Here is a 24951-nt window from a genome sequence, read left to right as displayed (position 1 = left end):
TTAAAGTGTTGCGGGAAAACGGTACCGCAATCAATAAAGGAGACGACATGCCTTGCGAGATAGCTCGCTATCTGCGGCTGTGTTTGGCCGCGCTGTGCCTGATTTCATCCCTGAATGCATTCGCAGACGACTATCCGAGCCGCACGATTACGATCGTCGTACCGTATGGTCCGGGAGGCGCCGGCGATCTGACAGCGCGCATTTTTGCGCAAAAAATGACCGCACTGACCAAGGCGTCGGTCGTCATCCTGAATCGGCCCGGCGCAGGCTTCGTCAATTCAGCGACGCTGGTCGCTCACGGCAAGCCGGACGGGTACACCGCATTTCTGCTAGGCAATGGCACGGCAGTGGCGACACAACTATTCAAGAACCTGCCGTACTCGATGGGGGACTTCAAGCATGTGTCGACGATTTCGTTCTTTGATCTTGTGCTGCTCGTCAACGGAAGTTCGCCATACAAGTCTGTTGCCGACCTGATCGTTTATGCGAAGACTCATCCTGGAAAGATGAATATCGGCACGATCTCGACTGGCAGCACGCAAAATCTCGCCGCCGATCTGTTCAAGTCGATGGCGGGTATCGACGCCCAGGTGGTGCCATACGATTCGACCAGCCAGGTCGTCACCGCGCTGCGCGGCAATCAGGTTCAGGCCGCGTTCGAGATCATGCCGTCCGTGATTGGCCAGATCACGTCGAAGGCGTTGACTCCGCTCGCCGTGACCGGCGGCAAACGGTTCTCCGGATTACCTGATGTGCCGACAATGTCCGAGAGCGGTCTGAAAGGCTATGAGGCTACGTCGTGGAATGGCTTGAGTCTGCCTGGGAATACACCGGACGCGATCGTCAACGCGCTGGCCAAGGACGTCGCCGCAGCAGTCTCTTCGCCGGACGTAAAGAAAAAGCTGCTCGATCTCGGTGCTGAAGCGCAGTCGAGCACGCCTGCCGAAATGACGGCGCGCGTGAAAGCCGATCAGGAAAAATGGAAGGGCGTCATCCAGAGGGCAAGTATCCAGCTTCAATGAGGAATTGAGCATTATTCGACCAATAGGAGTCGATGCCATGAAAACCGTAGTAGTACGAAAATTTGATCGGGCAAGCAAGGATGTAATCGACATTCTGCGTACTGCCGGTACTGCGACTGTGCATGAAGCGATGGGGCGCATTGGACTGATGAAGCCCTACATGCGGCCGATCTATCCAGGCGCCGCCGCAACCGGTAGCGCAGTCACGGTGCTCGCCCAACCCGGCGACAACTGGATGATTCACGTTGGCATCGAACAATGTCGGCCGGGCGACATCATGGTTGTCGGGGTGACGGCCGACAACACTGACGGCATGTTCGGCGAGCTGCTTGGCACGTCAATGCAAAGCCATGGCGCAGCGGGCCTCGTGATCGACGCGGGCTGCCGCGACGTGGGTCCGTTGAAGGACATGGGCTTTCCGGTCTGGTCGCGCGCGATCTCGGCGAAAGGGACGGTCAAGGCCGTGTTGGGTAACGTCAACATGCCAGTCGTGTGTGCCGGCGTAACAGTGCACGCGGGCGATGTCGTAGTGGCCGATGACGATGGCGTGGTGATCGTACCGTGTGCAATTGCTGAAACAGTGGCCAGGGCGTCGGCACAGCGCCTTGAAAAGGAAAGCCGCTCGCGCGAGCGCCTGAAAGCGGGTGAGCTGTCACTCGATATCAATGCAATGCGTCCGCAGCTCGAAAAGCTTGGGCTGACCTACGTCGATACGTACGAGGACGCGATGAAACTCGACGCGGCCAGCTGACATACCGCATCCTTCCGAATTTTGCGGCCGGTCTCTGGCCGAATAGCCCAACCCTAAACGGAAACGACTCATGCAAAACGAGAATCTCCCGCTCAAGATCGCAATTGCCACTTATGGACACACGGCTGCAGTTAAGGACGGTCGCGCGCCGATTGAAGGCGTCGCACCTGACTTCGTCGAAATCAGTCCGATCATCGCCGCTTTCCGCCGCATGGTGCGAGACGTCGAATTCGACGTGTGCGAAATGGCGCCTGCCACTTACATGATCGCGCGCGCGGCCGGCGCGCCGTTCAAGGCCCTGCCAGTGTTCGTGTTCCGCCGCTTTCATCATGGCGGGTTTGTCTTTCGCAGCGACTCGGGCATCAGTGAGCCTAAAGATCTCGAAGGCAAGAAGGTGGGCGTGCGGGCGTATTCGGTGTCCACGGGAATCTGGACGCGCGGCATTCTGCAGAACGACTACGGTGTCGATGTTTCAAAGGTGACGTGGGTGGTCGACGACGAAGAGCATGTGACGTCGTTGCGCTTGCCGCCGAATGTCGTGCACGCACCGGAAGGACAGTCACTCGTCAACATGATGGCGGACGGTAGCCTGCAGGCCGCATTCACTGGGCCAGCCGGTATTGGGCGCTCGGGCGCGCCCAAGGAAGGATGGGATGCATCCAGCGTGCAACGGGCGCCGAGCTATATCGAGATGTTTCCGGACACGCTTGCAGCGGAAAGGGACTGGTACTACCGCACGGGCATCTATCCGGTTCACGGCCTGATCGTCGTCAAGGACGAATTGCTCGCTGCGCATCCGTGGCTGGCGAAATCGCTATTCGACGCGTTCGTCAAATCGAAAGAATTGTGGCTGGAGCAACTGAAGTACGGCATCGCCAACTCCGATACCGATCGGCACTACCAGGCAATGTCGGAGATCGTCGGCGATCCACTGCCGCTCGGTATTGCGCCAAACCGTCCCGCGATCGAGGCACTGATTCAGTACTCGTATCAGCAGGGACTGTTGCCAAAGCATTACAGCATCAACGAGCTGTTTGTCGATCCACAGGCGGTCTGATCCGACCACGCATCACACCGCCAGGCGCCCTGGTTTCAACAAAGAGGAACAATCGGAATGATCATCGACTGTCATGGGCATTACACCACCGCACCGCGCCAGCTGGACGAATTCCGTAAGCATCAGATTGGCTGTTTGTGCGGGCAGGACCATGAGCCGGAGAAGGGCGATCTGAACATCAGTGACGACGAGATTCGCGAAAGCCTCGAAACCGCGCAACTCAAGATCCAGCGCGAGCGCGGCACCGATCGCACGATCTTTTCGCCGCGTGCGGTCGGCATGGGCCATCACATCGGGAATGAGACAACAAGCCGCCACTGGACGGAGCATTGCAACGAGCTTATCTATCGCGTCAGTGAGCTCTATCCGCAAAACTTTGTCAGCGTATGCCAACTGCCCCAAAGCCCAGGCGTTCGTCCCGACAACTGCATTGCGGAACTCACCCGCTGCGTCGAAGAGTTCGGGTTCATCGGTTGCAATCTGAATCCGGACCCGTCTGGTGGCCATTGGGCCGATCCACCGCTGTTCGACAAGTGGTGGTATCCCCTTTACGAAAAAATGGTGGATCTCGACGTACCGGCCATGATTCACGTAAGTGGCTCGTGCAATCCCAATTTCCACGCGACTGGCGCGCATTACATCAACGGTGACACCACCGCATTCATGCAGTTTCTCACTTCGAAACTGTTCAAGGACTTTCCGACGCTACGATTCGTGATTCCACATGGCGGCGGCGCAGTGCCCTATCACTGGGGACGTTACCGTGGTCTGGCGCAGGACATGGGCTTGCCGCCACTCAGCGAACTGCTGCTCAACAACGTGTATTTCGATACCTGTGTGTATCACCAGGCAGGTATTGATCTGCTGACGAAGGTCATCCCTGCCGACAACATCCTTTTCGCGTCCGAGATGGTAGGCGCGGTGCGCGGTATCGATCCCGAGACCGGTCACTATTTCGACGATACCCGTCGCTATATCGATCAGGTCGCATGGTTGAGCACGGATGACAAGCGGAAGATTTTTAGCGCCAATGCGCAGAAGGTTTACAGCAGGATGAAGCAGTAAGTTGAAGTAGTAGGTATCGGATGAGTGCGACTTCCTCTCAGAACGTCGCCCATACAATCAGAAAAGCTGAGTCTGCGGTTCGGACTACAGCGTGGAGACAAACGATGAAATGCATCATGGAGAATAATAAGCATACCGATATATGTGGCGGAAGGATGGTCCACCTGGGCTGATCCATGATTCAACAGAAAATCAATTGATCAGGTCCTCCATTGGTTGGGGCCGACGTCATCTGGTGAATATCCGGTATATATATTACGGAGACCGCATGATAAAGAATATTGCGCTGCTTCTCGCCATAGTCCCAATCGCCAGCGTGGTCCACGCACAATCGAGTGTGACGCTCGCCGGCGATATAGACGGCGGCATCCGCTATACGAATTCAAAAGCCGGAAATCAGTTTTCGATGAACTCGAATGGCCTGTTCACATCCAACCGCATCGATTTTGTCGGTCGGGAAGATCTGGGCGGTGGCTATGACGCTCACTTCCAGTTGGAGAGCGGCTTCAACCTCGGCAATGGCGCACTCGACAATACCACTGGCGTCCTGTTCAACCGGGGCGCGTATGTGGGTCTCGGTGGATGGTTTGGCTCGGTCAACTTTGGCCGTCAGTACACAGTCGCCCACGACGTGGTGTTCGACTACGATCCATTCAATTTCTCATACCCGGCGATCACGCCAGTGACGCCGGCTACCGACGGCTTCCGCTTCAACAACGATGCGAAATACAGCGGTGAGTATGGGCCGTTCCGTTTCCGCGCAGAGAATTCATTCGGCGGTGTTGCAGGCGACTTCAATGCCGGTTCTGCTCGCGGCCTGGGCGTCCAGTATAAGTGGGGGTGGCTGAATGTCGGCGGCGCATACGAATATCGCACGATACAGGTTGGTACCACGTATCAACCGGACAACTATTTCACGGCGGGCGCGGAGCTGAAGTTCGGCGCTTTGCGCTTTGCTGGCGGATACATGAACGAAAACCAGGACGCGACCCCGCCCGCAGCTGACGTCCGCACGCTGAACTACTGGGGGGGTATCACGTACGATCTGAATCCGTTCGTGCGCCTCGGAGGCGCTTACTACATCACCGATTTGCCGAACTCGAGCGGGAAGCGCAGTCAGGGTATTGCGAGCGTTACCTATGCGCTGTCGAAACAGACGCGCCTCTATGCTGAGGTGGATTACATCAAATTTAGCGGCAGCTACATCACCAACAAGACGCTCAATGCAAACGGTATTCCTCACCAGTCGGCTTTTTCGGTAGGCATTAACCACCTGTTCTGACAAGCAATGGTTCTTCCGATCAGGAGTGTGAGCATATGAAGTATGTCAATTTCGGCAACACGGGTTTGCAGGTGTCGCGTCTGTGTCTCGGATGCATGAGCTTCGGCGATCCGCAGTCCGGCACGCATGAGTGGACATTGGACGAAGAGCGCGCCAGGCCTATTTTTCAGGCAGCGCTCGAGGCCGGTATCAATTTCTTTGATACCGCCAACAGTTATTCGGCCGGAACCAGTGAGCAGATCCTCGGCAAGATGATCCGCGAGTACGCGCAGCGTGATGAAGTTGTCATCGCAACGAAAGTCTATTGGCCGATGCGCAGGGATCCCAATGGCCGCGGCCTCTCGCGCAAGGCAATCATGGCCGAGGTCGATGCCAGCTTACGGCGCCTCGGTATGGATTACATCGACCTCTACCAGATGCATCGATGGGACAACACGACGCCGATCGAAGAAACCCTCGAGGCGCTTCACGATGTCGTCAAAGCCGGCAAAGTGCGCTATCTCGGTGCATCGTCGATGTTCGCATGGCAGTTCAGTAAGGCGTTGTATGTCGCACGTCTGAACGGTTGGACTCGATTCGTATCGATGCAGAATCATCTGAACCTGCTGTATCGGGAAGAAGAGCGCGAAATGCTCGGGTTGTGCAATGACCAGGGTATCGCGGTCATGCCCTGGAGTCCGCTCGCGCGCGGCAAGCTCACGCGGCCGTGGCAAAGTACGCCAGCCACCGTACGCGACCGCACGGATGCGTTCTCCAGAAAAATCTATTCGGCCAGCGAAGAGCAGGATCGCAAGGTAGTCGACGCTCTCGGCGCCGTAGCGGCCGCGCGCGGGCTGCCGCATGCGCGGGTTGCACTCGCATGGCTTCTGCACAAGCGTGGCGTGACGACGCCAATCATCGGTGCCTCGAAATTGCAACATCTGCAAGATGCGGTCGCGGCTCTCGACGTCCAGCTTTCACAGGACGAGATCGCCGCATTGCAGGCGCCCTATGTGCCGCATGAGATTGCCGGATTTGGTTGATGGGGCCGGTTGCCACTGCGACCGACATCGATCTGTTCCGACACCGATGCAACGTCAGCATAGCGACACACGCAGGGAGGAGGCATCTGTATGAACACGATGAGTAAAGGACGATGGCGAGGCGCCCACGCACGCGAATATTACGGCGGCGCACTGATGATGCTGATCGGTCTCGGCGCGATCGTTCAAGGTTCAAGCTACAAGATCGGCTCGCTTACCGCGATGGGTTCCGGCTTCTTTCCAGTCGCGCTTGGCGCGATTCTCGTGCTGCTCGGAACCTGGATCGCGGCTACCGCGCACCGCGTGCCCCACGAAGCCGCAACAGACGAGAAGAAGTCGTTAGAGTGGCGCGGCTGGTTCTGCATTCTCGGCAGTGTGGTCGCGTTCGTTGTACTCGGAAAGTATGGCGGCCTTCTGCCTGCGACCTTTGCTGTCGTATTTATCTCGGCGCTGGGTGACCGGGACAACTCGTGGTTGAACGCGCTGCTGCTGGCAGTCGCGATGTCGATTGTCTGTGTTGTGGTGTTCTGGTGGGCGTTGCAGCTGCAGTTTCCATTGTTTACGTGGGGGTGACGCATGATCGGGCAATCTCTTGCCGCTTTGTGGCAGGGTTTCGGCGTGGCGTTCGAGCCGCATAATTTCATCTGGTCGTTCGTCGGTGTATTAGTCGGCAATCTGATTGGTGTGCTGCCGGGCATGGGGCCGCTCTCCGCCATTTCCATCCTGCTTCCGCTTACCTATTCGATGCACGCCGTGCCGGCAATCCTGATGCTTGCGGGCATCTTTTACGGATCGCAGTACGGTGGTGCGATTGGCGCGATCCTGTTGAATCTCCCGTGTCATCCGCCCCATGCAGTGACCTGTCTGGATGGCTATCCACTGACACGCCAGGGCAAAGGCGGTACAGCGCTCGGCATCACGATGGTCGCGTCGTTCGCAGCGGCATCATTCGGTATCGTCGTGATGGTGTTCGCGTCACCGCTACTTGTGAGCGTTGCGTTCAAGTTTGGTCCGCCCGAGCTGTTTTCCATCATGCTGCTGGGATTGATCGCTGGTGGCACGATGTCGAGTGGCTCTCGTGTAAAGGGGGTCGCAATGACGGTCGTTGGTCTCCTTCTTGGCGTGGTCGGCGCAGATTCAACGTCGGGAACCGTGCGCTTCACGTTTGGTTTCACGGAGCTTGCAGACGGTATTCAACTCGTCGCGCTTGCGCTGGGTCTGTTCGGCGTTGCGGAGTTCCTGCGCAATGTGAACCGTATGCAAGTGGTCGGAACGGGAATGAAGCTGCGCATGCGAGACATGCGCCCGAGTGCGGCTGAATTGCGCCAGGCATTCTGGCCCATCGTGCGCGGCACATCGGTAGGAACGCTGTTCGGCGCGATGCCCGGTACCGGACCCACCATCACCACCTTCATTGCGTACGCACTCGAGAAGAAAATCTCAAAGCAGCCCGAGCGTTTCGGCCACGGCGCTATCGAAGGCGTCGCAAGTCCAGAAGCCTCATCTCATGCGAAGACGCAAATCGATTTCATCCCGACCATGAGTCTTGGCATTCCCGGCGATCCAGTGATGGCGCTGCTGCTTGGCGCATTGCTCATTCAGGGTATCCAGCCGGGACCGCAACTGCTCGGTGACCATCCGGACATATTCTGGGGCCTGATTGCGAGTTTCTGGATTGGCAACGTGCTGCTGATATTGCTCAATGTGCCGCTGATCCAGGTATGGGTGCGTGTGCTGCGGGTGCCGTATCGCTACCTTTTCCCAGCTGCGCTATTCTTTATTACCGTAGGCGTTTACAGTACTAACAACATGCTGTTCGAAGTGGGTGAAGTACTGGTGTTCGGTCTGATGGGAGCTGTCTTCGTTGTGCTGCGATTCCCTATCGCGCCGATCATGCTCGGCTACGTTTTGGGACCGATGGTCGAACAGAATTTCCGCCGCGCGCTGCTGCTATCGCACGGTAGTCTCGGCATTTTCATCGATCAGCCCATCAGTGCGGCGTTTCTGGCCGTCTCGCTGCTGCTGTTGCTTATGCAAGCCTGGTTTGCATTGCGCGGTCGGGTCGGCGGCAAGCGCAGTGCCGAAACACTACCGCGTCCGCCGACGATGGATGAATCGCAGCACAGTGAGCGGGCGGCCTATCGGGATCGTCCGATTGCCGCTCCGGCAGGACGCGGCCACGACAAATAGCGTGCAAACGGTTCGTGCTGGCACGAACCCGGAGATACGATGAGTCAACTGGACTGGTATCTGACGGTCAACCTGAAGGCGCGCCATTTGCGCCTGCTCGTGGCTGTCAATGATTTTCGCAATCTGCGGCAGGTTGCGTCAAATTCGTACATTACTGTGCCAGCCGTGTCGAAAGCGCTAGGCGAGATCGAGAATGCGCTCGGTGTGAAGCTCTTCGAACGCACGGTCAATGGCCTGCGGCCGACTGCCTATGGCGAGTGCGTTGTCCGTCATGCACGTATCGTACTCAGCAATCTGAATCAGACCGCCGAAGAGATCAAGGCGCTTCAAACGGGCAGTGCGGGCAAAGTGCATGTCGGCGCGCTACCAACCTTGATCTCCACGATCATGCCGAAGGCACTCGCGCTACTCAAACAGAATTCACCGTACACGAATGTATCGATCTCCGAAGGACGGATGACTTCGTTGTTGCAGGAGTTGCGCCGCGGCGACCTCGACCTGATAGTTGGGCGCTTGCCGAACCGGTCGGACACGGTAGGCTTGCAGGAGCAGGTTCTGCTCGACACGCCAATCAAGCTCGTGACCGGACCCAATCATCCGTTGGCTGGTAAAAAGAAGCTGGAATGGAGCGACCTCAAAGGATTCCCCTGGATACTGCCGCCGCCCGGATCATTGCTGCGCGAGCCAATTGAAAATACGCTTGCGCGCCACGGCTTGCCGATGCCGTTGAATTACATCGAAACGCTGTCGACCCATCTCATTCGCGCCTACATCACGATCTACGACGCAATCGCGCTCCATACGGTGGACATGTTGTATCCGTACGCAGACATGAGCCCGATCCACGTTTTGCCACTCGATCTGAGCCTCGTGACACGACCGCTCGGTGTTGTCTGGCGCGCCGATAAGCCTCTTGCGCCGAGTGCGACCGTTCTGCTGCGCTGTCTGGAGAAAGTGTGTCCAGGGATGGTCTCGCCCGATGCGCCAGACCCGTTGCCTGCCGTGGACGCGGATGAATGAGGCATCGTTGTAAGCGTGACATCGCCCGTTCCTGGCGAACGGGACCTCTGCCTGCTGCTCGCAGGAAACGACTCCATGCGCTAACGACCGGAAAGCCCGCTGCGTGTTAACTCGCCGGTTAACGCCTTAACCCTTTATTTCAATAGACGGCAATAGCAGACGGCACGATGATGATGACACCGCCTCGACTCAACCCCCGCATGAGGGGCAGGCAGTAGTCAACCAATCGGACGCGGGATCGCGCCGAAACAGGACAAAGACAGGAGACACCATGCGTATCTGGATCATGAATCTGCTGCGTTGGACGAAAGCGACCCGCCGTGCGACGAAGGATGCAGGAAAGACGTACGCGCGCAATCTTCCTGAATATCTGATCGTCCTGAACGATATCTATGGCGTTGTCGACCTGAGCAGTACGCGACGCTAATCCCTCGCCGCAAAACGGCGCACTTTTTTCCTTCCTTCCGATAGTCGTATCTCTGACTTCCGATGCGCCGGACCGCAGGGTCCCGTGCCCGGGGCTGGGGATTGCTTTTTTCCAGAATTTGATCAGGAGAGCACAACATGCCGACGAGAATTCTCGACATCCATCCGCACGTCATCTCGACCGACGAGAAAAAGTATCCGCGCGATCCTTTGGGCGGCAAGCAATCGGTTTGGTCGCAAGAGCGTCCAACCTCTTACGAGCAATTGCTGGGCGCAATGGATGAAGCCGGCATAGCGAAAGCGGCGATCGTGCATTCATCGACTTGCTACGGGTTTGACAACTCTTACTGCGCCGATGCGGTCGCCGCTCATCCCGATCGTTTCACGGGCGTCTGCTCGGTCGACATGCTTGCGCCGGATGCCGCCGGCAAGATCCGTTATTGGGTGGGGCGTGGCATGACGGGCCTGCGTCTGTTCACAGCAGGCAGCACGATGCAAGGGCAGGGCGACTGGCTTGCTGACCCGCGCTCGTTTGCCGGCTGGGAATGCGCGGCTGAGCTGAATCTGCCGGTGTGCGTGCAGGCGCGAATTCAGGGCATCCCGCAACTCAACGTTCTGATCGAGCGCTTCCCGACGGTTCGCATCATAGTCGATCACCTGCTGAGCCCGAACCTCGAAGAAGGCGCGCCGTATGCGGAAGCCGAGCTGCTGTTCAGTCTCGCTAAGCACGAAAACATCTATCTGAAACTGAGCAGCGTGGTCATTCGCCACGCGCGCGCGGGCAAGGCGACGCCGGAATCTTTTTTTCCGCGTGTCGTCAAGGAGTTCGGCGCGAAACGCATTGCGTGGGGTTCGAATTTTCCGGCGTCGCCTGGATCGCTGAAACAGATCGTCACCGACAACATGCAGGCGATTGAATGGCTGCCGGAAGAAGACAAGGAGTGGATCTTCAATCGCACCGCCTCCCAACTCTACCCGGTCCTCGCATAATGGAGTCGCTTGTGAACGCCAAGCCACGTATTCCCTTGCATATGCTGCTCGGTACCTATTCGAGCACGGAGGCCCTGAAAGACGGTACGGTTCGCTCAGAAATCGTGGAACTGGATTTTGCCGAGGTGCAGCGGCCGAACAACGCCTTCAAGCGTGTCGTGCGCGACCTTGAGTTCGACGTAGCCGAACTCGCGATCATCACGTTCCTGATGGCGAAAGCGCGTGGCAAGCCACTCGTGCTGCTGCCGGCCGTGATGATCGGCCGCTTCCAACATCCGTACATCGTCTATAACGCGGAGCGCGGGCTTCTGTCGCCGCATGACCTCAACGGCAAGCGCATCGGCATGCGCTCGTACTCGGTCACGACCGCGACCTGGGTGCGCGGCATCCTGCAGAACGACTTTGGACTTGACCTTGCGAGTGTCAAGTGGACGACGTTCGAAGAGCCGCACGTCGCCGAGTTCGTCGATCCGCCCAATGTCCAACGCGCGCCTGATGACAAGGAGTTGCTAAAGATGCTGCTCGACGGCCAGATCGACGCGGCGATCATCGGTGACGGTGCAAAGAACGATCCGCGCATCAAGACGCTCTTTCCCGATCCCGCTGCGGAAGCGAAGGCGTGGCACGAACGCAATCACGCAATCCAGATCAATCACATGATCGTCGCGAAGCAGTCGCTGATGGACACCCATCCGGAAGCGGCATGTGAAGTGTTCCGTTTACTGGAAGAAAGTCGCCGTGTAGCGGCGGAAAAAGGTGGCAAAACCGAACCGGCATTCGGACTCGAAGCGAACAGACACAACATCGAGGTGGCGATCGATTATTGCGTCGATCAGAAGCTGATCGACCGCCGTCTGACTGTCGACGAACTGTTCGACGACACGACGCGCGTTCTGGGAGCATAAGCGGGTGATGACGGGTTCCGCTCTTTTGAGCGCGTCGCGCACGCGCTTTTCGGCAACGGGTTGGCGCAGCGTACGTGTCGCGGCGCTGCTATTCCTCGCTTGCTGCTTCCAGTCGATCTTCGTTGCGCCTCGAGCGCGTGCCGCAGACGCCGGCAGCGATTATCCCTCGCATGCGGTGACGATCGTGGTGCCGTTCGCGGCGGGGGGCGCCGGCGATCTGACAACGCGCTTGTTCGCCCAGAAGTTGATGCAGATCGTCAACAGGCCGGTCATCGTGTTGAACCGTCCGGGCGCGGGCTTCGTGAACTCGGCGACGATGGTCGCGAATGCGCGTCCAGACGGCTACACGGTATTCCTCAGTGGCAACGGTGCGGACATCTCGTCCGTGCTGTTTCGCAGCCTGCCTTACCGGATAAGCGACTTCAGACACGTATCGACCGTTTCGTTCTTTACTCCTGCGATTCTTGTCGATGGCCACGCATCGTATCGGAGTGTTGCCGATCTGATCGCCGATGCGAAAACCCATCCGGGAAAGCTGAACATCGCGACGGTGTCGGCCGGCAGCACGCAGAATCTCGTCGCGTTGCTGTTCCGTATGAAGGCGGGCGTTGACATCCAGATCGTGCCGTTCGAAACCACGAGTGAAGTGCTATCGGCGTTGCGGGGTGGCTCCGTGCAGGCCGTGGTGGAGGTCATTCCTTCCGTGCTTGGTCAGGTGTCATCGGGCGCGATACGTGCACTCGCGGTGACGTCGCCTGCGCGCTTTAAAGGCTTGCCCCAAGTGCCGACGCTTGCAGAATGCGGTTTCCCCGGTTTCGATGCGACGTCGTGGAGCGGGCTGAGCGTTCCCGTGAAGACGAGCGACGCAGTCGTGAGCCGTCTCGCATCCGCAGCCGCGGTCGCACTTGCTGATCCGGACGTAAAACGCAAGATGCTGATGCTCGGCGCCGAGGGCCGCGCGAGCACACCGGATCAGATGACCCGCCTCGTCCAGATCGATACCGCGAAGTGGCGGGACGTGATTCAGCAGGCGGGCATACCGCGCCGCTGACAGAGAGAAGACAGTGATGACAATCCAGCAGGTTGAACCCGCGGCGCGGCCGAGCACGAACACGAACGGCGCCGACGCTCCGCTAGCAAATCTCGTGGCGACGCCGCGCAGAGGTGGGCGGATTCTGGTTGATGCCCTCGTCGCGCAACAGGTCGACACAATCTACTGTGTGCCCGGCGAGAGCTTTCTTGCGGTGCTCGACGCGTTGCACGATACGGCCAGCGTGCGCAATATCGTGTGCCGTCACGAAGGCGCCGCGGCCAACATGGCCGATGCATACGGGAAGTTGACCGGCCGGCCGGGCGTCTGCTTCGTTACGCGCGGCCCGGGTGCGACACATGCGAGTGTCGGTGTGCACACCGCGTTTCAGGACTCCACGCCGATGATCCTGTTTGTCGGGCAGGTCGCGCGTGGCCACGAAGAGCGCGAGGCGTTTCAGGAGATCGACTACCGGCGCATGTTCGGCCCGCTCTGCAAATGGGTGGCAGAGGTCGAGAGCGCAGCGCGTATCCCCGAATATGTCGCACGGGCGTTCAGCACCGCGATGTCAGGTCGGCCCGGCCCAGTGGTTCTGGCTCTACCGGAGGACATGCTGGTCGAACAGGCGCAGGTTGATGACTTGCCGTTGCGCACCGGTGTTCACGCGGCGCCCCGCGCTCAGGACATGGAGTGTTTGCAGGCGTTGCTCGTGCGCGCGGAGCGGCCGCTCCTGATCGTTGGGGGTGGAGCGTGGACGGAGCAGGCGCGCGACGATCTTACGTCCTTCGCGCGCAATCACGGACTGCCCGTTGCCGTCGCCTTCCGTTTCCAGGCGCTGTACGATCACCGGCACGAGAATTATGTCGGCGATATCGGACTGGGCATCAATCCGCGGCTCGCGGAGCGTGTCCGCAACGCCGATCTGGTGTTGGCGATCGGGCCACGTCTGGGCGAATCGACGACGGGCGGCTATCGCCTGTTCGATGTGCCCAAGCTGCGTCAATGTCTCGTCCACGTGCACACGGGCGCTGAAGAGCTAGGTCGTGTCTATCAGGCTGAGCTCGCCATTCAGGCCGGCATGGCAGAGTTCGCAGCGGCGCTCTCCGCGTTGCGTCTGCCTCCTGTGGCCGGCCGCGACCGATGGCTTGCAAACGCGCGCGCCGAGTATCTGGCGCATACGACGCCGCGCGTAGCGCCGGGCGCCGACAAGGTCGACTTGGCTCAGGTCGTACAGAAGCTAAGCGAACGGCTACCCGACGACGCGATTATCACGAACGGCGCGGGCAATTACACGGTGTGGGTGCATCGCTACTACCGCTATCGGGGCTTCACCTCGCAGCTCGCGCCGACCAGTGGCGCGATGGGCTATGGCGTACCGGCGGCGATTGCGGCAAAGATCGCGTACCCCGATCGCCCGGTGGTCGCGTTTGCCGGAGACGGCTGCTTTCTGATGTATGGGCAGGAACTCGCGACCGCCATCCGCTATCGGGCGAATGTCATTGTGATTGTCGTGAACAACGGCATATACGGAACGATACGCATGCATCAGGAGCGGCACTATCCCGGACGGGAGTCGGGAACGGGACTGACCAATCCGGACTTCGTGAAATTTGCAGAATCGTTTGGCGCGTATGCGGAGCGTGTCGAGACGACATTCCAGTTCGACGCCGCGCTCGAACGCGCGTTGTCGGCGGGACGTCCCGCGTTGCTTGAACTGGTGACCGATCCGGATGTCGCGACACCCGATCAGCGGTTCAGCGCGATGCGCGCGCAGCACGCCAAAGCCGACTCTGTTTCCATAGGACGTGCCCCAACATGAAACTCGCCAGTTTTCGTACTTTCGGATATGACTCGTATGGTGTCGTCACAGAGAATGGCATCGTCGACGCGGCGCCTGCTGCGCACGAGCTTGGCGCGACGCTAAGAGAAGCGCTCGAACGGGGCTCGCTCGGTGCGCTTGCAGAATACGCTGCAAGCGCCACCGACAGACTCGCCTGGACGAATGTCGAACTGCTGCCAGTAATCCCCGATCCGCAGAAGATCCTGTGCGTCGGCATCAACTATCTGTCTCACGTGAAAGAGACCGGGCGCGAAGTGCCGGACAAGCCCATGCTGTTCGTGCGTTTTGCCCAATCGCAGACGGCTCATGAAGGGCCGATGGTGCGTCCACTCGCATCGGAACGACTCGACTTCGAAGGGGAACTCGCCGTGGTGATCGGCAAGCATGGCCGCCATATCAAGGCGGCGGACGCATTCGACATGATCGCCGGCTACTCCTGCTACAACGACGGCAGCATTCGCGACTGGCAGCGTCACACGTCGCAGTTCACACCGGGGAAAAATTTTCCATGCACCGGCGGATTCGGGCCGTGGCTCGTGACAGCCGACGAAGTAGGGGATCCGTCGCGGCTGTCGCTCACCACACGCCTGAATGGCGAGGTCATGCAGCAGGCCACCACCGACGATCTGATCTTCCCTGTGCCGCAACTGATCGAATACTGTTCGACGTTCTGCGCGCTGTCGCCGGGCGACGTGATTATCACCGGAACGACAGGCGGGGTCGGCGCGTACCGCAATCCGCCTCTGTGGATGAAAGCCCGCGATGTCGTCGAGGTCGAGATTTCGCGCATCGGAACGCTGCGTAATATCGTCGTCGATGAGCTGGTGTCCGGTAACGTGCGGGACGCTGACGTCGCTCGCGAATCGCTGGAACAGGGGCGCGCATGATGCCCCTATGCAACACGTCGCCTTCGCTCGCGTCGCGGGCAGCATGAGAGCGCTGCTGCGCCACGCGTCGTTCACGCGTTTCTGGTCGGCTCGCATCGGCTCCATCGCCGCCCAGCAGATGCTGATGCTCGCGATCGGTTGGCACATGTACGACCTCACGTCCAGCGCGTGGGATCTCGGCCTTGTCGGACTGTTCCAGTTCGTTCCCGCGCTCGCCACGACCTTCGTCGCCGGGCATTGCGCCGATCGCATGCATCGCGGCCGGCTCGTTGCGTTCTGTCTCGCGGCTCAAGCCGCCGTGGCCGCGTTCCTGGCCGTTTCGACTGTTACGCATATCGTGACACGCGATGTGCTGCTCGGACTCTCGTTGATGCTCGGCGCGATCCGGCCATTCCAGATGTCGGGGCAGCAAGCGCTGTTGCCGATGCTCGTTCCACCGACGTTGCTAGCGCAGGCGACGGCGCTCAGCACCGTCGGTCAGCAGGTGTCCGTGATCGCAGGCCCTGCCTTGGGTGGTTTGCTCTTCGCGATCGGCGTCAACGCCGTCTACGCGACCTGTGCCGCGCTCTTCTGCATGAGCGCCGTGATGTGCATATTCATACGCTACGAGTATGTTCCGCCACCGCGCGAGCCTGTCACTGCTGAGACGCTTCTCGCTGGCTTGCGCTTCGTCTGGAGCAACCCGCTTCTGCTCGGCGGTGTCTCGCTCGACCTGTTCGCGGTCCTGTTCGGCGGCGCCACGGCGCTGTTACCCGTCTATGCCAAAGAGATTCTGCATGTCGGTCCGCAAGGCTTGGGCTTGCTGCGCTCCGCGCCGGCGGTGGGCGCACTTTGCGTGGGCCTCGTGCTGTCCCGGAGTGCGATCAGCAGTGGCGTCGGCAAGAAGCTGCTGATCGCTGTCGGCGTTTATGGTGCGTGCATTGTTGCCTTCGGGCTTTCACGCTCGTTTCCTGTGTCGCTGGCTTTGCTGGCGGTCGCAGGCGGTGCCGACACGATCAGCGTAGTCGTGCGGCAGACGCTGGTCCAGCTGGAAACGCCCGATCGCATGCGCGGCCGTGTCGCTGCTGTGAACACCCTTTTCGTCGGAGCGAGCAATCAGCTCGGCGAATTCGAATCCGGGGCGACTGCCGCGGCGTTCGGCGTCATCGGTTCGGTGGTATTCGGTGGATGCGCGACGATCCTCGTCAGCGTGGCATGGAGCCGCCTGTTCAAGCCGCTCGCCAGACGTGAAACCTTGCACTGAGGGTCGCGCGGGCGGCGTCAGTCGATATAGCGCAAGCCGGGCTTCTCCAGCGGTTCGCGCATCTGATATATGTCGAGTCCCAGCACGCCCGAGGCAAGCTTCGGGCGCTTCTGCGCTTCGTTCGCCTCGCGTCGCGTACACCCGCATCGACGATCAGCCCGCACGCGTGAAGTTGCGATAAACGACTCCGAGTTCATACATGATCAACGTCCCTGCGCAGTGAGCGCGGCATGCAGCCGCGGATAAATGCGGCGCGCGTTACCTTCGTAAATCTTGAAACGCTGCTCAGGGTTCATATCAGCGGCTTCGATGTAGCGTTTCGTGTCGTCGAAATAGTGCTGCGTGTACGGATCGATACCGCGCACCGCGCCGATCATCTCGCTCGCGAACAAGATGTTGTCGACGGGAATCACTTCCGTAAGCAGATTGATACCGGGTTGGTGGTACACGCAGGTGTCGAAGAACACGTTGTTGAGCAGATGGTCCTCCAGTGGCGGTTTTTTCATCTCCTGCGCGAGACCACGGAAACGTCCCCAGTGATACGGAACCGCGCCGCCGCCATGCGGAATCACGAAACGCAGCGTGGGGAAATCATGAAAGAGGTCAGACGTCAGGCACTGCATGAAGGCCGTCGTATCCGCGTTCAGGTAGTGCGCCCCGGTCGTATGGAAACACGCGTTGCAGCTCGTGCTCACGTGAATCATCGCGGGGATGTCGTATTCGACCATCTTCTCGTAGATCGGGTACCAGTAGCGGTCGGACAGAGGAGGGCTCGTCCAGTGACCACCGGAAGGATCGGGATTCAGGTTGATTGCGACGTTGCCATACTGCTCGACGCATTTCACCAATTCGGCGATGCACGTCGCCGTGTCGACACCCGGACTCTGCGGCAGCATCGCCGCCGGAATGAAATTCTGCGGAAACAGCTGGCTCACGCGATAGCACAACTCGTTGCAGATTGCTGCCCAGGTGTTCGATACGTCGAAGTCGCCGATGTGATGCGCCATGAAGCTCGCGCGTGGACTGAACACCGTGAGATCGAGCCCGCGTTCGCGCATCAAGCGCAGCTGGTTGGTCTCGATCGATTCGCACAGTTCGTCGTCACTGATCTTCAGTTCGGAAGGCTTGGGGCTGCTCGACGGCTGGCCGAGCGCGGCGATCTGGCGGTTGCGCCAGGTCTCCAGCGCTTTGGGCGCGGTCGTGTAGTGTCCGTGAATATCGATGATCATCGGTGGCTCCTGGAAAGTTCGGCGCGCGCATCGATTACGCGCATCCGGGTATGAATCTGACGTACTAGAACAGAACGTCGATGCCGACGGTGACCGCGGTCTGACTGGACGCGCCGGCCGGGTTGAGCGTGCTGACCACCGCGTGTTTGTACGACGTGTAGTCGACTTCGCCGTAGAGCGTGGTGCGCTTGGACAGCAGATAGGCTAGCGAAATCACCGACAGGCCGCGGCGGCTGGCCTTGTCGTTCGACACGGTGGTCTGGTAGTAGCCGCCGTCGAAAATCACGTCCGGCGTGACGGTCCACGAGATGCCGCCAAAGGCGTTGTTTGTTACCTGGTGTGGTGCGGCCGGATTCTGCAAATCCTCGGACATGAAGCCGCCCGACAGTCGGACCGGACCGATTTTGTAGGCGGCGCCGGCCATGTAATAGCTGTCGCCGATGTAGGCCGTGCCGGTCAGTATGTTGCGATGCCCATACACGCCACCGACGCTAACCGGACCCGCGCTATAACTCATGCCGACTGAGCGCGTTGCTCCGCTGCTGAAATCGCCCGCGACGCCGCCGAGCGAATTGTCCACTTCGAACAGCAGCGGACCGAAAACGTTCTTGTACTTGACGTCGTTGTTGTTGCGCGTGCCGTCCGAGGCTGTGGTCAACGGCAGGATCGGCGTGAAATGGAAGCCGAACGGATCGTAGATACTGATGATGTCGTGCGAGATCGTGTATTGGCGGCCGAGATCGAGCGATCCGTACTTCGTATTTCCGATGCCGACGAACGCCTGCCGGTTGAATTCAATGCCAGTGGTATTGTCGAACTGCCCGTTGCCGAGATTGAAGCCGTTCTCCAACTGGAAGTGCGCGTTCCAGCCATCACCCAGGTCTTCCTTCCCGAGGAAGCCGAGTTTGTTCGAACTGTAGTAGCCGTTCGAATTCATCGTCACCACCGTGCCACCGCCTTTTACTGCATTCGTTTGGTAACGGACGCCGCCGTCTACCGTACCGTATAGCTGGACGCTCGACTGCGCATATGCGGGCATTGCACCCAGCGTGCCGGCTGCGGCCGACAGTCCAAATCCAATGGTTCTCCAAACCTTTTTTTTCATAGCATGTCTCCAATCTAATGTCGTATTTTGTGGAACGGCTGGCGATGGTATAGCTTTGCCGTATGATTCGTATGACTAAATAAACTTTTCTGTTTCCAACTCCGTTTATCGATTTCCGGCTGAGCCGGCGGCAGTCTTTCGTCCGCGCCGCCGGCTATGGAGCACATGTCGCTAGTTGCTTGCCTGACCGCTGCTAGTCTGGTTGAGACGGGCGGGCGGCGGGTCGGCCGGTTTGAAGCCGGTTTTCAGTTCATGGCGCAGCGCGACGCGGTCGAGTGCCTTTTCCCAGTTCGCCACCACGATGGTCGCCACGCTATTGCCGACAATGTTGGTGAACACGAACGCGCTGGACATCGCCTTGTGGATGCCGAGAATCAGGGCGATCGATTCGACCGGAATCGTGTTCGACGCGGCGAGCGTCGCTGCCAGCACGGCAATCGCCGCGCCGGATACGCCTGCCGCGCCCTTCGACGTGAGCAGCAACACGGCGAGCAGCACCAGCTGGTCGTGCCAGTTCATCGGCGTGTTGGTGGCCTGGGCGAGAAACACAGCGGCTGCGGCGAAGTACAGGCATGTGCCGTCGTGATTGAACGTGTACGCGGTCGGCAGAACCAGACCCACCACCGATTTTTCGCAGCCGAGCCGTTCGAGCTTGTCGATCAGTTGCGGGAACACTGTCTCCGACGAACTCGTGCCGATCACGAGCAGCAACTCCGCACCGATGTAGCGCATCAGGCGCAGCAGGCTGAAACCGTTGACTTTCGCGATCGGCCAGAGAATCAGCATGATGAAGAGCGCGCAGGTCAGATAGAACTCGAGTACGAGTTTGCCGAGCGAGATCAGCGTACCGAAGCCGAACTTGCTGACCGTGAAGGCGATCGCTCCGAACGCGGCGAGGGGCGCGATTTTCATCGTCAGGCCGATGATCCAGAAGAGCGAGCCCGACATCGCGTCGATCAGATTCAACACCGGTTGTGCACGCTCGCCGATTGCGGCGAGGCCGAATGCAAACAGCACCGAGAAGAACAGTACCTGGAGCACGTCGCCGCCGGCGAACGCGCTGATCGCTGTGTGTGGAATCACATTCAGCAGGAATTCGCTCGTCGTGACGACGTGATGGGCTTTCGCGATGTACACGTCGACGGCGGCGGAGTGCACGCTGTGCATGTCCACGTTCATGCCGACACCGGGCTTGAGCAGGTTGATGACTACGAGGCCCAGCACCAGTGCGAGCGAGGTCACCACTTCAAAATAGAAAAGCGCCTTGATCGCCACGCGGCCAACCTTCTTGAAGTCGTTGACGCCCGCGATGCCGCTGCACACGGTGCAGAAGATGATCGGTCCAATCAGCATCTGGATGATGCGGATGAAGGCGTCGCCGACGGGCTGCAGATTGATGCCGAACTTCGGGAAGAAGTAGCCCGTGGCGACGCCCAGTGCCATACCGGCCAACACTTGAAAAGACAGGTCGCGGTAGAGCGGCTGACGCGCCTTGGGTTTCGGGGCGGCGGACTCGCCGGGCAAGCTCATGATGTCTCCTTGTCAAGCGGCGGCGAACTCGGGTCCGCTCAAAAATGGTGAAATGAACGGCTGCGACGTTAGCGCGCGGCGTCGCCCAGAATGCCAAGACTGTCGGCGAAGATTTCGTCGACACTCAGCTTGCGCGGCAGCAGTTGTTGCTGCTCGCAGAACGCAAGCGTTTCCTCAAGCGGACCGCGGAGCGCGTCGTAGCCAAACAGCAGCTTGTCCGGCTTGCCGGCGTTCCCCGCAGCGACCGATGCCTTACCGCGGCACAGCAGGTCATACACAGCGCGCACGGCTTGCGGATGCGTATCGGCCAGCGCCTTCGTTACCACTACGACGTGATTGATCGGAACATATCGATGGAGGGCGTACCATGCAAGGTCGGCGGCGGCCGCGTCGTCGATCAGTGGTTCGAGCCCTTGCTCGTCAGGCAAATCGTTGCCGAGGATGGCGGCATCGAGTTCGCCCGCGCGAAGCATCGGCAACAGCTGCTTGCCGGGTTCGGCGCGGTGCACGAAAGGCGGATCGCGATACTCCTCAAGATGCGCGCCTTCGACCGTGATCCATTCGATCTGATCGAGCGGCACGCCGTAGGTTTGCGCCAGAATGGCGCGCACCCACATGCCGGTGGTCTGCGAGTAGGCCCGTACGCCGACTTTCTTTCCCGGGAGACTGCCAGTATCGAGTTTGCCACGCTGGGCATTGTAAATAATGCAGCCCTGCTGGAAGCGCGCGGCCACGACCGTGGGCAGCAGCACAACCGGCTTGCCGTAGGCTTTTGCCTGCAAATACGTGACGATCGCCATTTCGCTGACGTCGTACACCTGACGGCGCGCCATCGGTGCGAACGCGCGGTGAATCGGTTCGACGTCCTCAAACACGAATTCGACGGCGGGGTCGGTCAGTTCGCCAGCCTTCAGCGCCTGCGTGTGCGGATAGGTTTTCAACGCAGTCTTCAGGCGCAGCGGTTGCGTAGAGATGCTCACGATCTTGTCTTCCTGTTTCGTTCGAGGCGTACATATCAAGCGGCGAGCGCTGGGTAAATCGTGCGCGCGGTGCCGCCGAAGATGGCTTCGCGCGCGTCGACGGGCAGCATCGACAGACTCTCGCGGGCATCGGCAAGCAGTTGCGGCAGCGCGCCTTCGGCAGCCGGGAAATTCGAACCCCACGCGATGCGATGCGCGCCAAATGCGTCGAGCACGCGCGGGAAGAAGGCGGCGGGCGTCGAGTCACCACGCGCGGCTTCGGCGATCGTGCGGTTCGTGAGCTTCAGATACACACCCTGATGCGACGCGAGGCCGAAGAGCGGTGCGGCCGCTTCGTACGGCGGGCCGCCGGCGAGTTCGGGACGTGCGAGGTGATCGAGCAACACCCGAATGTCCGGAAAGCGCGCGAGCATGTTCAGGAGTGCGGGAATCCCCTGCGCGGTCATCTGCAGGCAGATCGACACGTTGTGGCGCTGCGCGTATTCCCATACCGGGAACGAGCGCTCGTCGTCGAGCCAGCCCGCCTGGCCGGGCATCGTGCTGCCGGTCGTGAAAAGGCGCAGCCCGGAGAGGCCCGCGTCGAGCCAGCGCTGCAACTGCGTGACGGCGTCGCTCGCTAGCACGTCGACCGAAAATACGCCTGCGAAGCGATCAGGATGGCTCCGTACCGCTTCGACCACATAACTATTGTCGTTTCCGTACACTGTCGAAGCTTGAACGACCACCGCGCGATCGATGCCGGCTTCGTCCATCGAGGTGAGCAGGCCTTCAAAGCTAACAGGGCGCTTCGCCGACCATTCCGACTGATGACCGCCGACCGGCGCGAGCGGATAGCGTTGTTTATCTGGGGAAATTGCGTGAGTGTGCGTGTCGATAACGACAGACATGAACGTGCTCCTGACTGGAAACTTTTTTGATCGGATGGACGTTACTGTAAGTGGGATGTAGTCGAAGGCCCCAATATGAAGTGAGCCGCAAGGCATAAATTCTGGTTAAGCTAAGGGTTTTCACATAGCAAATCTGGAGAATCGATGGCTGTTGTTGAGCGCACGCCGTCGGATGACGATCTGACGCGATTAAGGCGGCTTTTCCTGTTCGATGCGGTGTGCGAAGCAGGTGGAATCGGACAGGCGGCTGCCCGCGCGGGGCGCACGCAGCCTGCGGTGAGCCTCGCCATCAGCAAGCTGGAAGCGAGCTTTGGCGGTCAGCTATTCGAGCGTGGCTTCGGCGGTAGCGAATTGACGGAGGAGGGCGTGATCCTGCAACGGCGCGTGCGTCGCATGCTCGACCAGATGGAGCGCGCCGTTGCAAGCCTGACTGGCCAAGCGGCGGCGGCGAACGCGGGTAAGATTTGCCGCCGTCTGACCGACACGCAGGTGCGCTGCCACGTCGCGATTGCAAATGCGGGATCGGCGGCAGAGGCCGCACAGTTATTGGGCATCTCGCAGCCGGCTGTGCATCGGGCAGCGCGGCAGATCGAGCAGAATGTCGGTGTATCGCTTTACCGGCGGCGTGTGCACAGCGTGTCGGCCAATCCCGCAGGCATCGAATTCGCGCGCTGTCTGAGTCTGGCGCGTTACGAAATCGCACAGGCGAGTGAGGATCTGGCATACGCGCGCGGGCAGCTCACAGGGAAAGTGGCGATCGGCGTCTTGCCGTTGCTGCCGCCACGCCTCGTCGCCCGCGCCATCCAACGACTGCGCGGCCGCTATCCCGCTGCGCGCGTTACAGTCGATGAAGGCTCCCACGCGCATCTCCTGCGCGAACTACGCGTCGGCGCCATCGATATCATCATCGGTGGGCTTCGCGAGCCCCGCCTCACGGGGTCGGTGCAGGAGACGGAGTTGTTCGCCGACCCTTACGTGGTCGCCGTCCGCAAGGGGCATCGGCTGGCCGGGCAGAAAACCGTCGCAGCTCGCGACCTCGCCGGTTACGACTGGGTCATGCCACAGCGCAATGTGCCGCGACGCTCGGTGATCGATGCGATTTTCGCCCGGCTGCCGGTCAAGCCGCCGCTGGTGGTCGAGACCAGTTCGCTCGCAATGATGATAGCGATGCTGGTGGAAAGCGATTGCATCACGCTCCTGTCGCGTGCGCAGATTCGCGAGGCCTATCCGGGCAGTGAGATGGTCGCGTTGGAACTGGAGACGCCTGAGGCAAGCCGGGCGGTCGGGTATACATTGCGTGCCGACTGGCTCGGCACCGCCGTCCAGCAGGCGTTCATCGAGCATCTGCGCGAGGAATGCGCGTGTCGAATTTGACCGCGGGCCATGACGTGCCGCCGATTCGCATCAAGCCGACGTCCGCGTCAACAGGCTCAACGCGTCGGTCGTCGATCTGGCCTCGTCGACGAGCCACTGAACGAATAGATCGATACTCCTGCGAGGCGTTGCGGAAACTGCATGATAGGCAACGCCGCAATCGGACAGCACTGCGAACGGTGCGACGAGACGGCCACTCTGCAACTCGGATAGCGCTAGAGCGGGTGCGCTGACGACCACCCCCATGTCGTCGACCGCTGCTTCCAGCGCGGTCATCGCATGCGCAAAATGGTGTCCACTGGACTCGTCGGGGGCGGTGATGCGCGCGAACTGCGCCCACATTTTCCAGTACGACTCGCCGCCGCGCACCACACCTCTGTCGTCATATAGCAAAGGCAGCGTGACAAGTTGCTCCGGCTGGTTCAGGTCGATGCGTGATGCCAGCGAGGGCGATAGCAGCGGCGTGAGCGTGAGCGGCAGAATGGGCGTGACATCAAGGCTTTCGTATTGCCCATTCCCTAGCAACAGCACCACGTCCACTTCGGCCATCCATTGGCGAATGTTGTTCGCTTCCATTGCCTGCTGGGTCCACGCAAGCCCGAAACCATGCATACGCGACACGATTCGCACGTCGATATCGGCATACTCAACGAGGAAACGATGCAAGCGCGGCATCAGCCAGCGATTGGCGAAAGAAGGCGGGCAATCGATGGTTAGCGGTTCCTTGTCCTTGAACCGGCCGAGCAGTTCAATGGATTCGCGCATTACGCGGAAGCTCTCCCGGAGCTTCGGCAGGCAGGCGCGACCCGCCTGCGTGAGCACCAGCCCTCCTTTCGTTCGCTCGAAAAGGGATACCCCGAGATGTGCTTCGAGAGCGTTGACCTGGAAGCCTACTGCGGCAGGCGTGACGTGCAGTTCGGCAGCGGCCTTCGTGAAACTCAGGTGACGGGCCGCCGATTCGAATGCCTTCAGAGCGTTGAGAGGGGGCAGCGGCGTGGGCATTGTCTCGCTCGGGCTGGTTGAGGACACATACCTTTCTCTCCAGCGCGTTGCTCAAGTAAATCTAGCGAACCGCACAAGGATTTCTCATGTGACTGCGGTGAGACAGCTGGCTAA

Annotated in this window: 23 protein-coding genes and 1 pseudogene; 17 read left to right on the top strand and 7 right to left on the bottom strand. The window is 59.9% G+C overall.

Annotation, left to right across the window (positions count from 1 at the left end; all coding sequences use genetic code 11):
- Positions 1–47: 47 nt before the first annotated feature.
- From M0D66_RS32850 to M0D66_RS32775, 16 genes are all read left to right on the top strand, one after another.
- On the top strand, positions 48–1022 hold the full coding sequence (locus tag M0D66_RS32850; RefSeq protein ID WP_211705727.1) for a tripartite tricarboxylate transporter substrate binding protein: 975 nt from the start codon (positions 48–50) through the stop codon (positions 1020–1022).
- Between the two features lie 37 nt (positions 1023–1059).
- A complete protein-coding gene (locus M0D66_RS32845) occupies positions 1060–1773 on the top strand; it encodes a 4-carboxy-4-hydroxy-2-oxoadipate aldolase/oxaloacetate decarboxylase (protein WP_211705726.1) in 714 nt (237 codons plus the stop codon).
- Between the two features lie 70 nt (positions 1774–1843).
- Positions 1844–2830, top strand: coding sequence for an ABC transporter substrate-binding protein (locus M0D66_RS32840; RefSeq protein WP_200617714.1), 987 nt, complete (start codon positions 1844–1846; stop codon positions 2828–2830).
- A gap of 57 nt (positions 2831–2887) precedes the next feature.
- The gene (locus M0D66_RS32835) at positions 2888–3895 is read left to right on the top strand and encodes an amidohydrolase family protein (protein WP_200653249.1); all 1008 of its coding nucleotides are present in this window, start codon (positions 2888–2890) and stop codon (positions 3893–3895) included.
- 268 nt (positions 3896–4163) lie between these two features.
- The gene (locus tag M0D66_RS32830) at positions 4164–5177 is read left to right on the top strand and encodes a porin (protein WP_200617711.1); all 1014 of its coding nucleotides are present in this window, start codon (positions 4164–4166) and stop codon (positions 5175–5177) included.
- Positions 5178–5212: 35 nt separating this feature from the next.
- A complete protein-coding gene (locus M0D66_RS32825) occupies positions 5213–6199 on the top strand; it encodes an aldo/keto reductase (protein WP_200617709.1) in 987 nt (328 codons plus the stop codon).
- A 99-nt stretch (positions 6200–6298) separates the two neighbouring features.
- On the top strand, positions 6299–6772 hold the full coding sequence (locus tag M0D66_RS32820; RefSeq protein ID WP_211705741.1) for a tripartite tricarboxylate transporter TctB family protein: 474 nt from the start codon (positions 6299–6301) through the stop codon (positions 6770–6772).
- Between the two features lie 3 nt (positions 6773–6775).
- The gene (locus M0D66_RS32815) at positions 6776–8389 is read left to right on the top strand and encodes a tripartite tricarboxylate transporter permease (protein WP_200617708.1); all 1614 of its coding nucleotides are present in this window, start codon (positions 6776–6778) and stop codon (positions 8387–8389) included.
- Between the two features lie 39 nt (positions 8390–8428).
- Positions 8429–9409, top strand: a complete 981-nt coding sequence (locus M0D66_RS32810; RefSeq protein WP_200617693.1) for a LysR substrate-binding domain-containing protein — start codon at positions 8429–8431, stop codon at positions 9407–9409.
- Between the two features lie 271 nt (positions 9410–9680).
- On the top strand, positions 9681–9836 hold the full coding sequence (locus M0D66_RS32805; RefSeq protein WP_200617684.1) for a hypothetical protein: 156 nt from the start codon (positions 9681–9683) through the stop codon (positions 9834–9836).
- Between the two features lie 137 nt (positions 9837–9973).
- Entirely contained in the window at positions 9974–10825 is an 852-nt protein-coding gene (locus M0D66_RS32800; RefSeq protein WP_200617681.1) for an amidohydrolase, read from the top strand.
- Positions 10826–10836: 11 nt separating this feature from the next.
- Complete coding sequence (locus M0D66_RS32795) at positions 10837–11730, top strand: ABC transporter substrate-binding protein (protein WP_211705725.1); 894 nt, start codon at positions 10837–10839, stop codon at positions 11728–11730.
- A gap of 7 nt (positions 11731–11737) precedes the next feature.
- On the top strand, positions 11738–12781 hold the full coding sequence (locus M0D66_RS32790) for a tripartite tricarboxylate transporter substrate binding protein (protein ID WP_211705724.1): 1044 nt from the start codon (positions 11738–11740) through the stop codon (positions 12779–12781).
- A gap of 16 nt (positions 12782–12797) precedes the next feature.
- Positions 12798–14579: a thiamine pyrophosphate-binding protein gene (locus M0D66_RS32785; RefSeq protein WP_211705723.1), complete on the top strand. Its 1782-nt coding sequence runs from the start codon at positions 12798–12800 to the stop codon at positions 14577–14579.
- On the top strand, positions 14576–15487 hold the full coding sequence (locus tag M0D66_RS32780; protein ID WP_200617666.1) for a fumarylacetoacetate hydrolase family protein: 912 nt from the start codon (positions 14576–14578) through the stop codon (positions 15485–15487). Before M0D66_RS32785 ends, M0D66_RS32780 begins: the two co-directional genes overlap by 4 nt.
- Before the next feature lie 43 nt (positions 15488–15530).
- Positions 15531–16730 (top strand): MFS transporter, encoded by a 1200-nt coding sequence (locus tag M0D66_RS32775; RefSeq protein WP_211705740.1) that lies wholly within the window; start codon positions 15531–15533, stop codon positions 16728–16730.
- 17 nt (positions 16731–16747) lie between these two features.
- On the opposite strand, the pseudogene M0D66_RS32770 reads toward M0D66_RS32775, so the two are convergent.
- The 6 genes and pseudogenes from M0D66_RS32770 to M0D66_RS32745 form a co-directional block, all read right to left on the bottom strand.
- A pseudogene (locus tag M0D66_RS32770) lies at positions 16748–16864 on the bottom strand (4-carboxy-4-hydroxy-2-oxoadipate aldolase/oxaloacetate decarboxylase); the annotation flags it as partial.
- A gap of 69 nt (positions 16865–16933) precedes the next feature.
- Positions 16934–17959, bottom strand: a complete 1026-nt coding sequence (locus M0D66_RS32765) for an amidohydrolase family protein (RefSeq protein ID WP_211705722.1) — start codon at positions 17957–17959, stop codon at positions 16934–16936.
- Between the two features lie 64 nt (positions 17960–18023).
- Entirely contained in the window at positions 18024–19064 is a 1041-nt protein-coding gene (locus tag M0D66_RS32760) for a porin (protein ID WP_200653240.1), read from the bottom strand.
- Between the two features lie 171 nt (positions 19065–19235).
- A complete protein-coding gene (gene dctA, locus M0D66_RS32755; protein ID WP_266212573.1) occupies positions 19236–20594 on the bottom strand; it encodes a C4-dicarboxylate transporter DctA in 1359 nt (452 codons plus the stop codon).
- A 68-nt stretch (positions 20595–20662) separates the two neighbouring features.
- Positions 20663–21574: a hypothetical protein gene (locus M0D66_RS32750; protein WP_200617647.1), complete on the bottom strand. Its 912-nt coding sequence runs from the start codon at positions 21572–21574 to the stop codon at positions 20663–20665.
- 35 nt (positions 21575–21609) lie between these two features.
- Positions 21610–22461, bottom strand: a complete 852-nt coding sequence (locus tag M0D66_RS32745) for an amidohydrolase (RefSeq protein ID WP_200617645.1) — start codon at positions 22459–22461, stop codon at positions 21610–21612.
- 144 nt (positions 22462–22605) lie between these two features.
- Here M0D66_RS32745 and M0D66_RS32740 point away from each other — a divergent pair, with 144 nt between their 5' ends.
- Complete coding sequence (locus tag M0D66_RS32740) at positions 22606–23835, top strand: LysR family transcriptional regulator (protein WP_200617644.1); 1230 nt, start codon at positions 22606–22608, stop codon at positions 23833–23835.
- A 30-nt stretch (positions 23836–23865) separates the two neighbouring features.
- Here the strand turns inward: M0D66_RS32740 and M0D66_RS32735 are convergent, their stop codons facing one another.
- Positions 23866–24837 (bottom strand): LysR family transcriptional regulator, encoded by a 972-nt coding sequence (locus tag M0D66_RS32735; protein WP_211705721.1) that lies wholly within the window; start codon positions 24835–24837, stop codon positions 23866–23868.
- Between the last annotated feature and the right edge of the window lie 114 nt (positions 24838–24951).

The organism is Paraburkholderia sp. SECH2, assembly GCF_030464795.1.
Classification (GTDB): Bacteria; Pseudomonadota; Gammaproteobacteria; order Burkholderiales; family Burkholderiaceae; genus Paraburkholderia; species Paraburkholderia aspalathi.
Note: the sequence above shows the minus strand (reverse complement) of the source record. Positions and strands in the feature narration are given on the sequence as shown.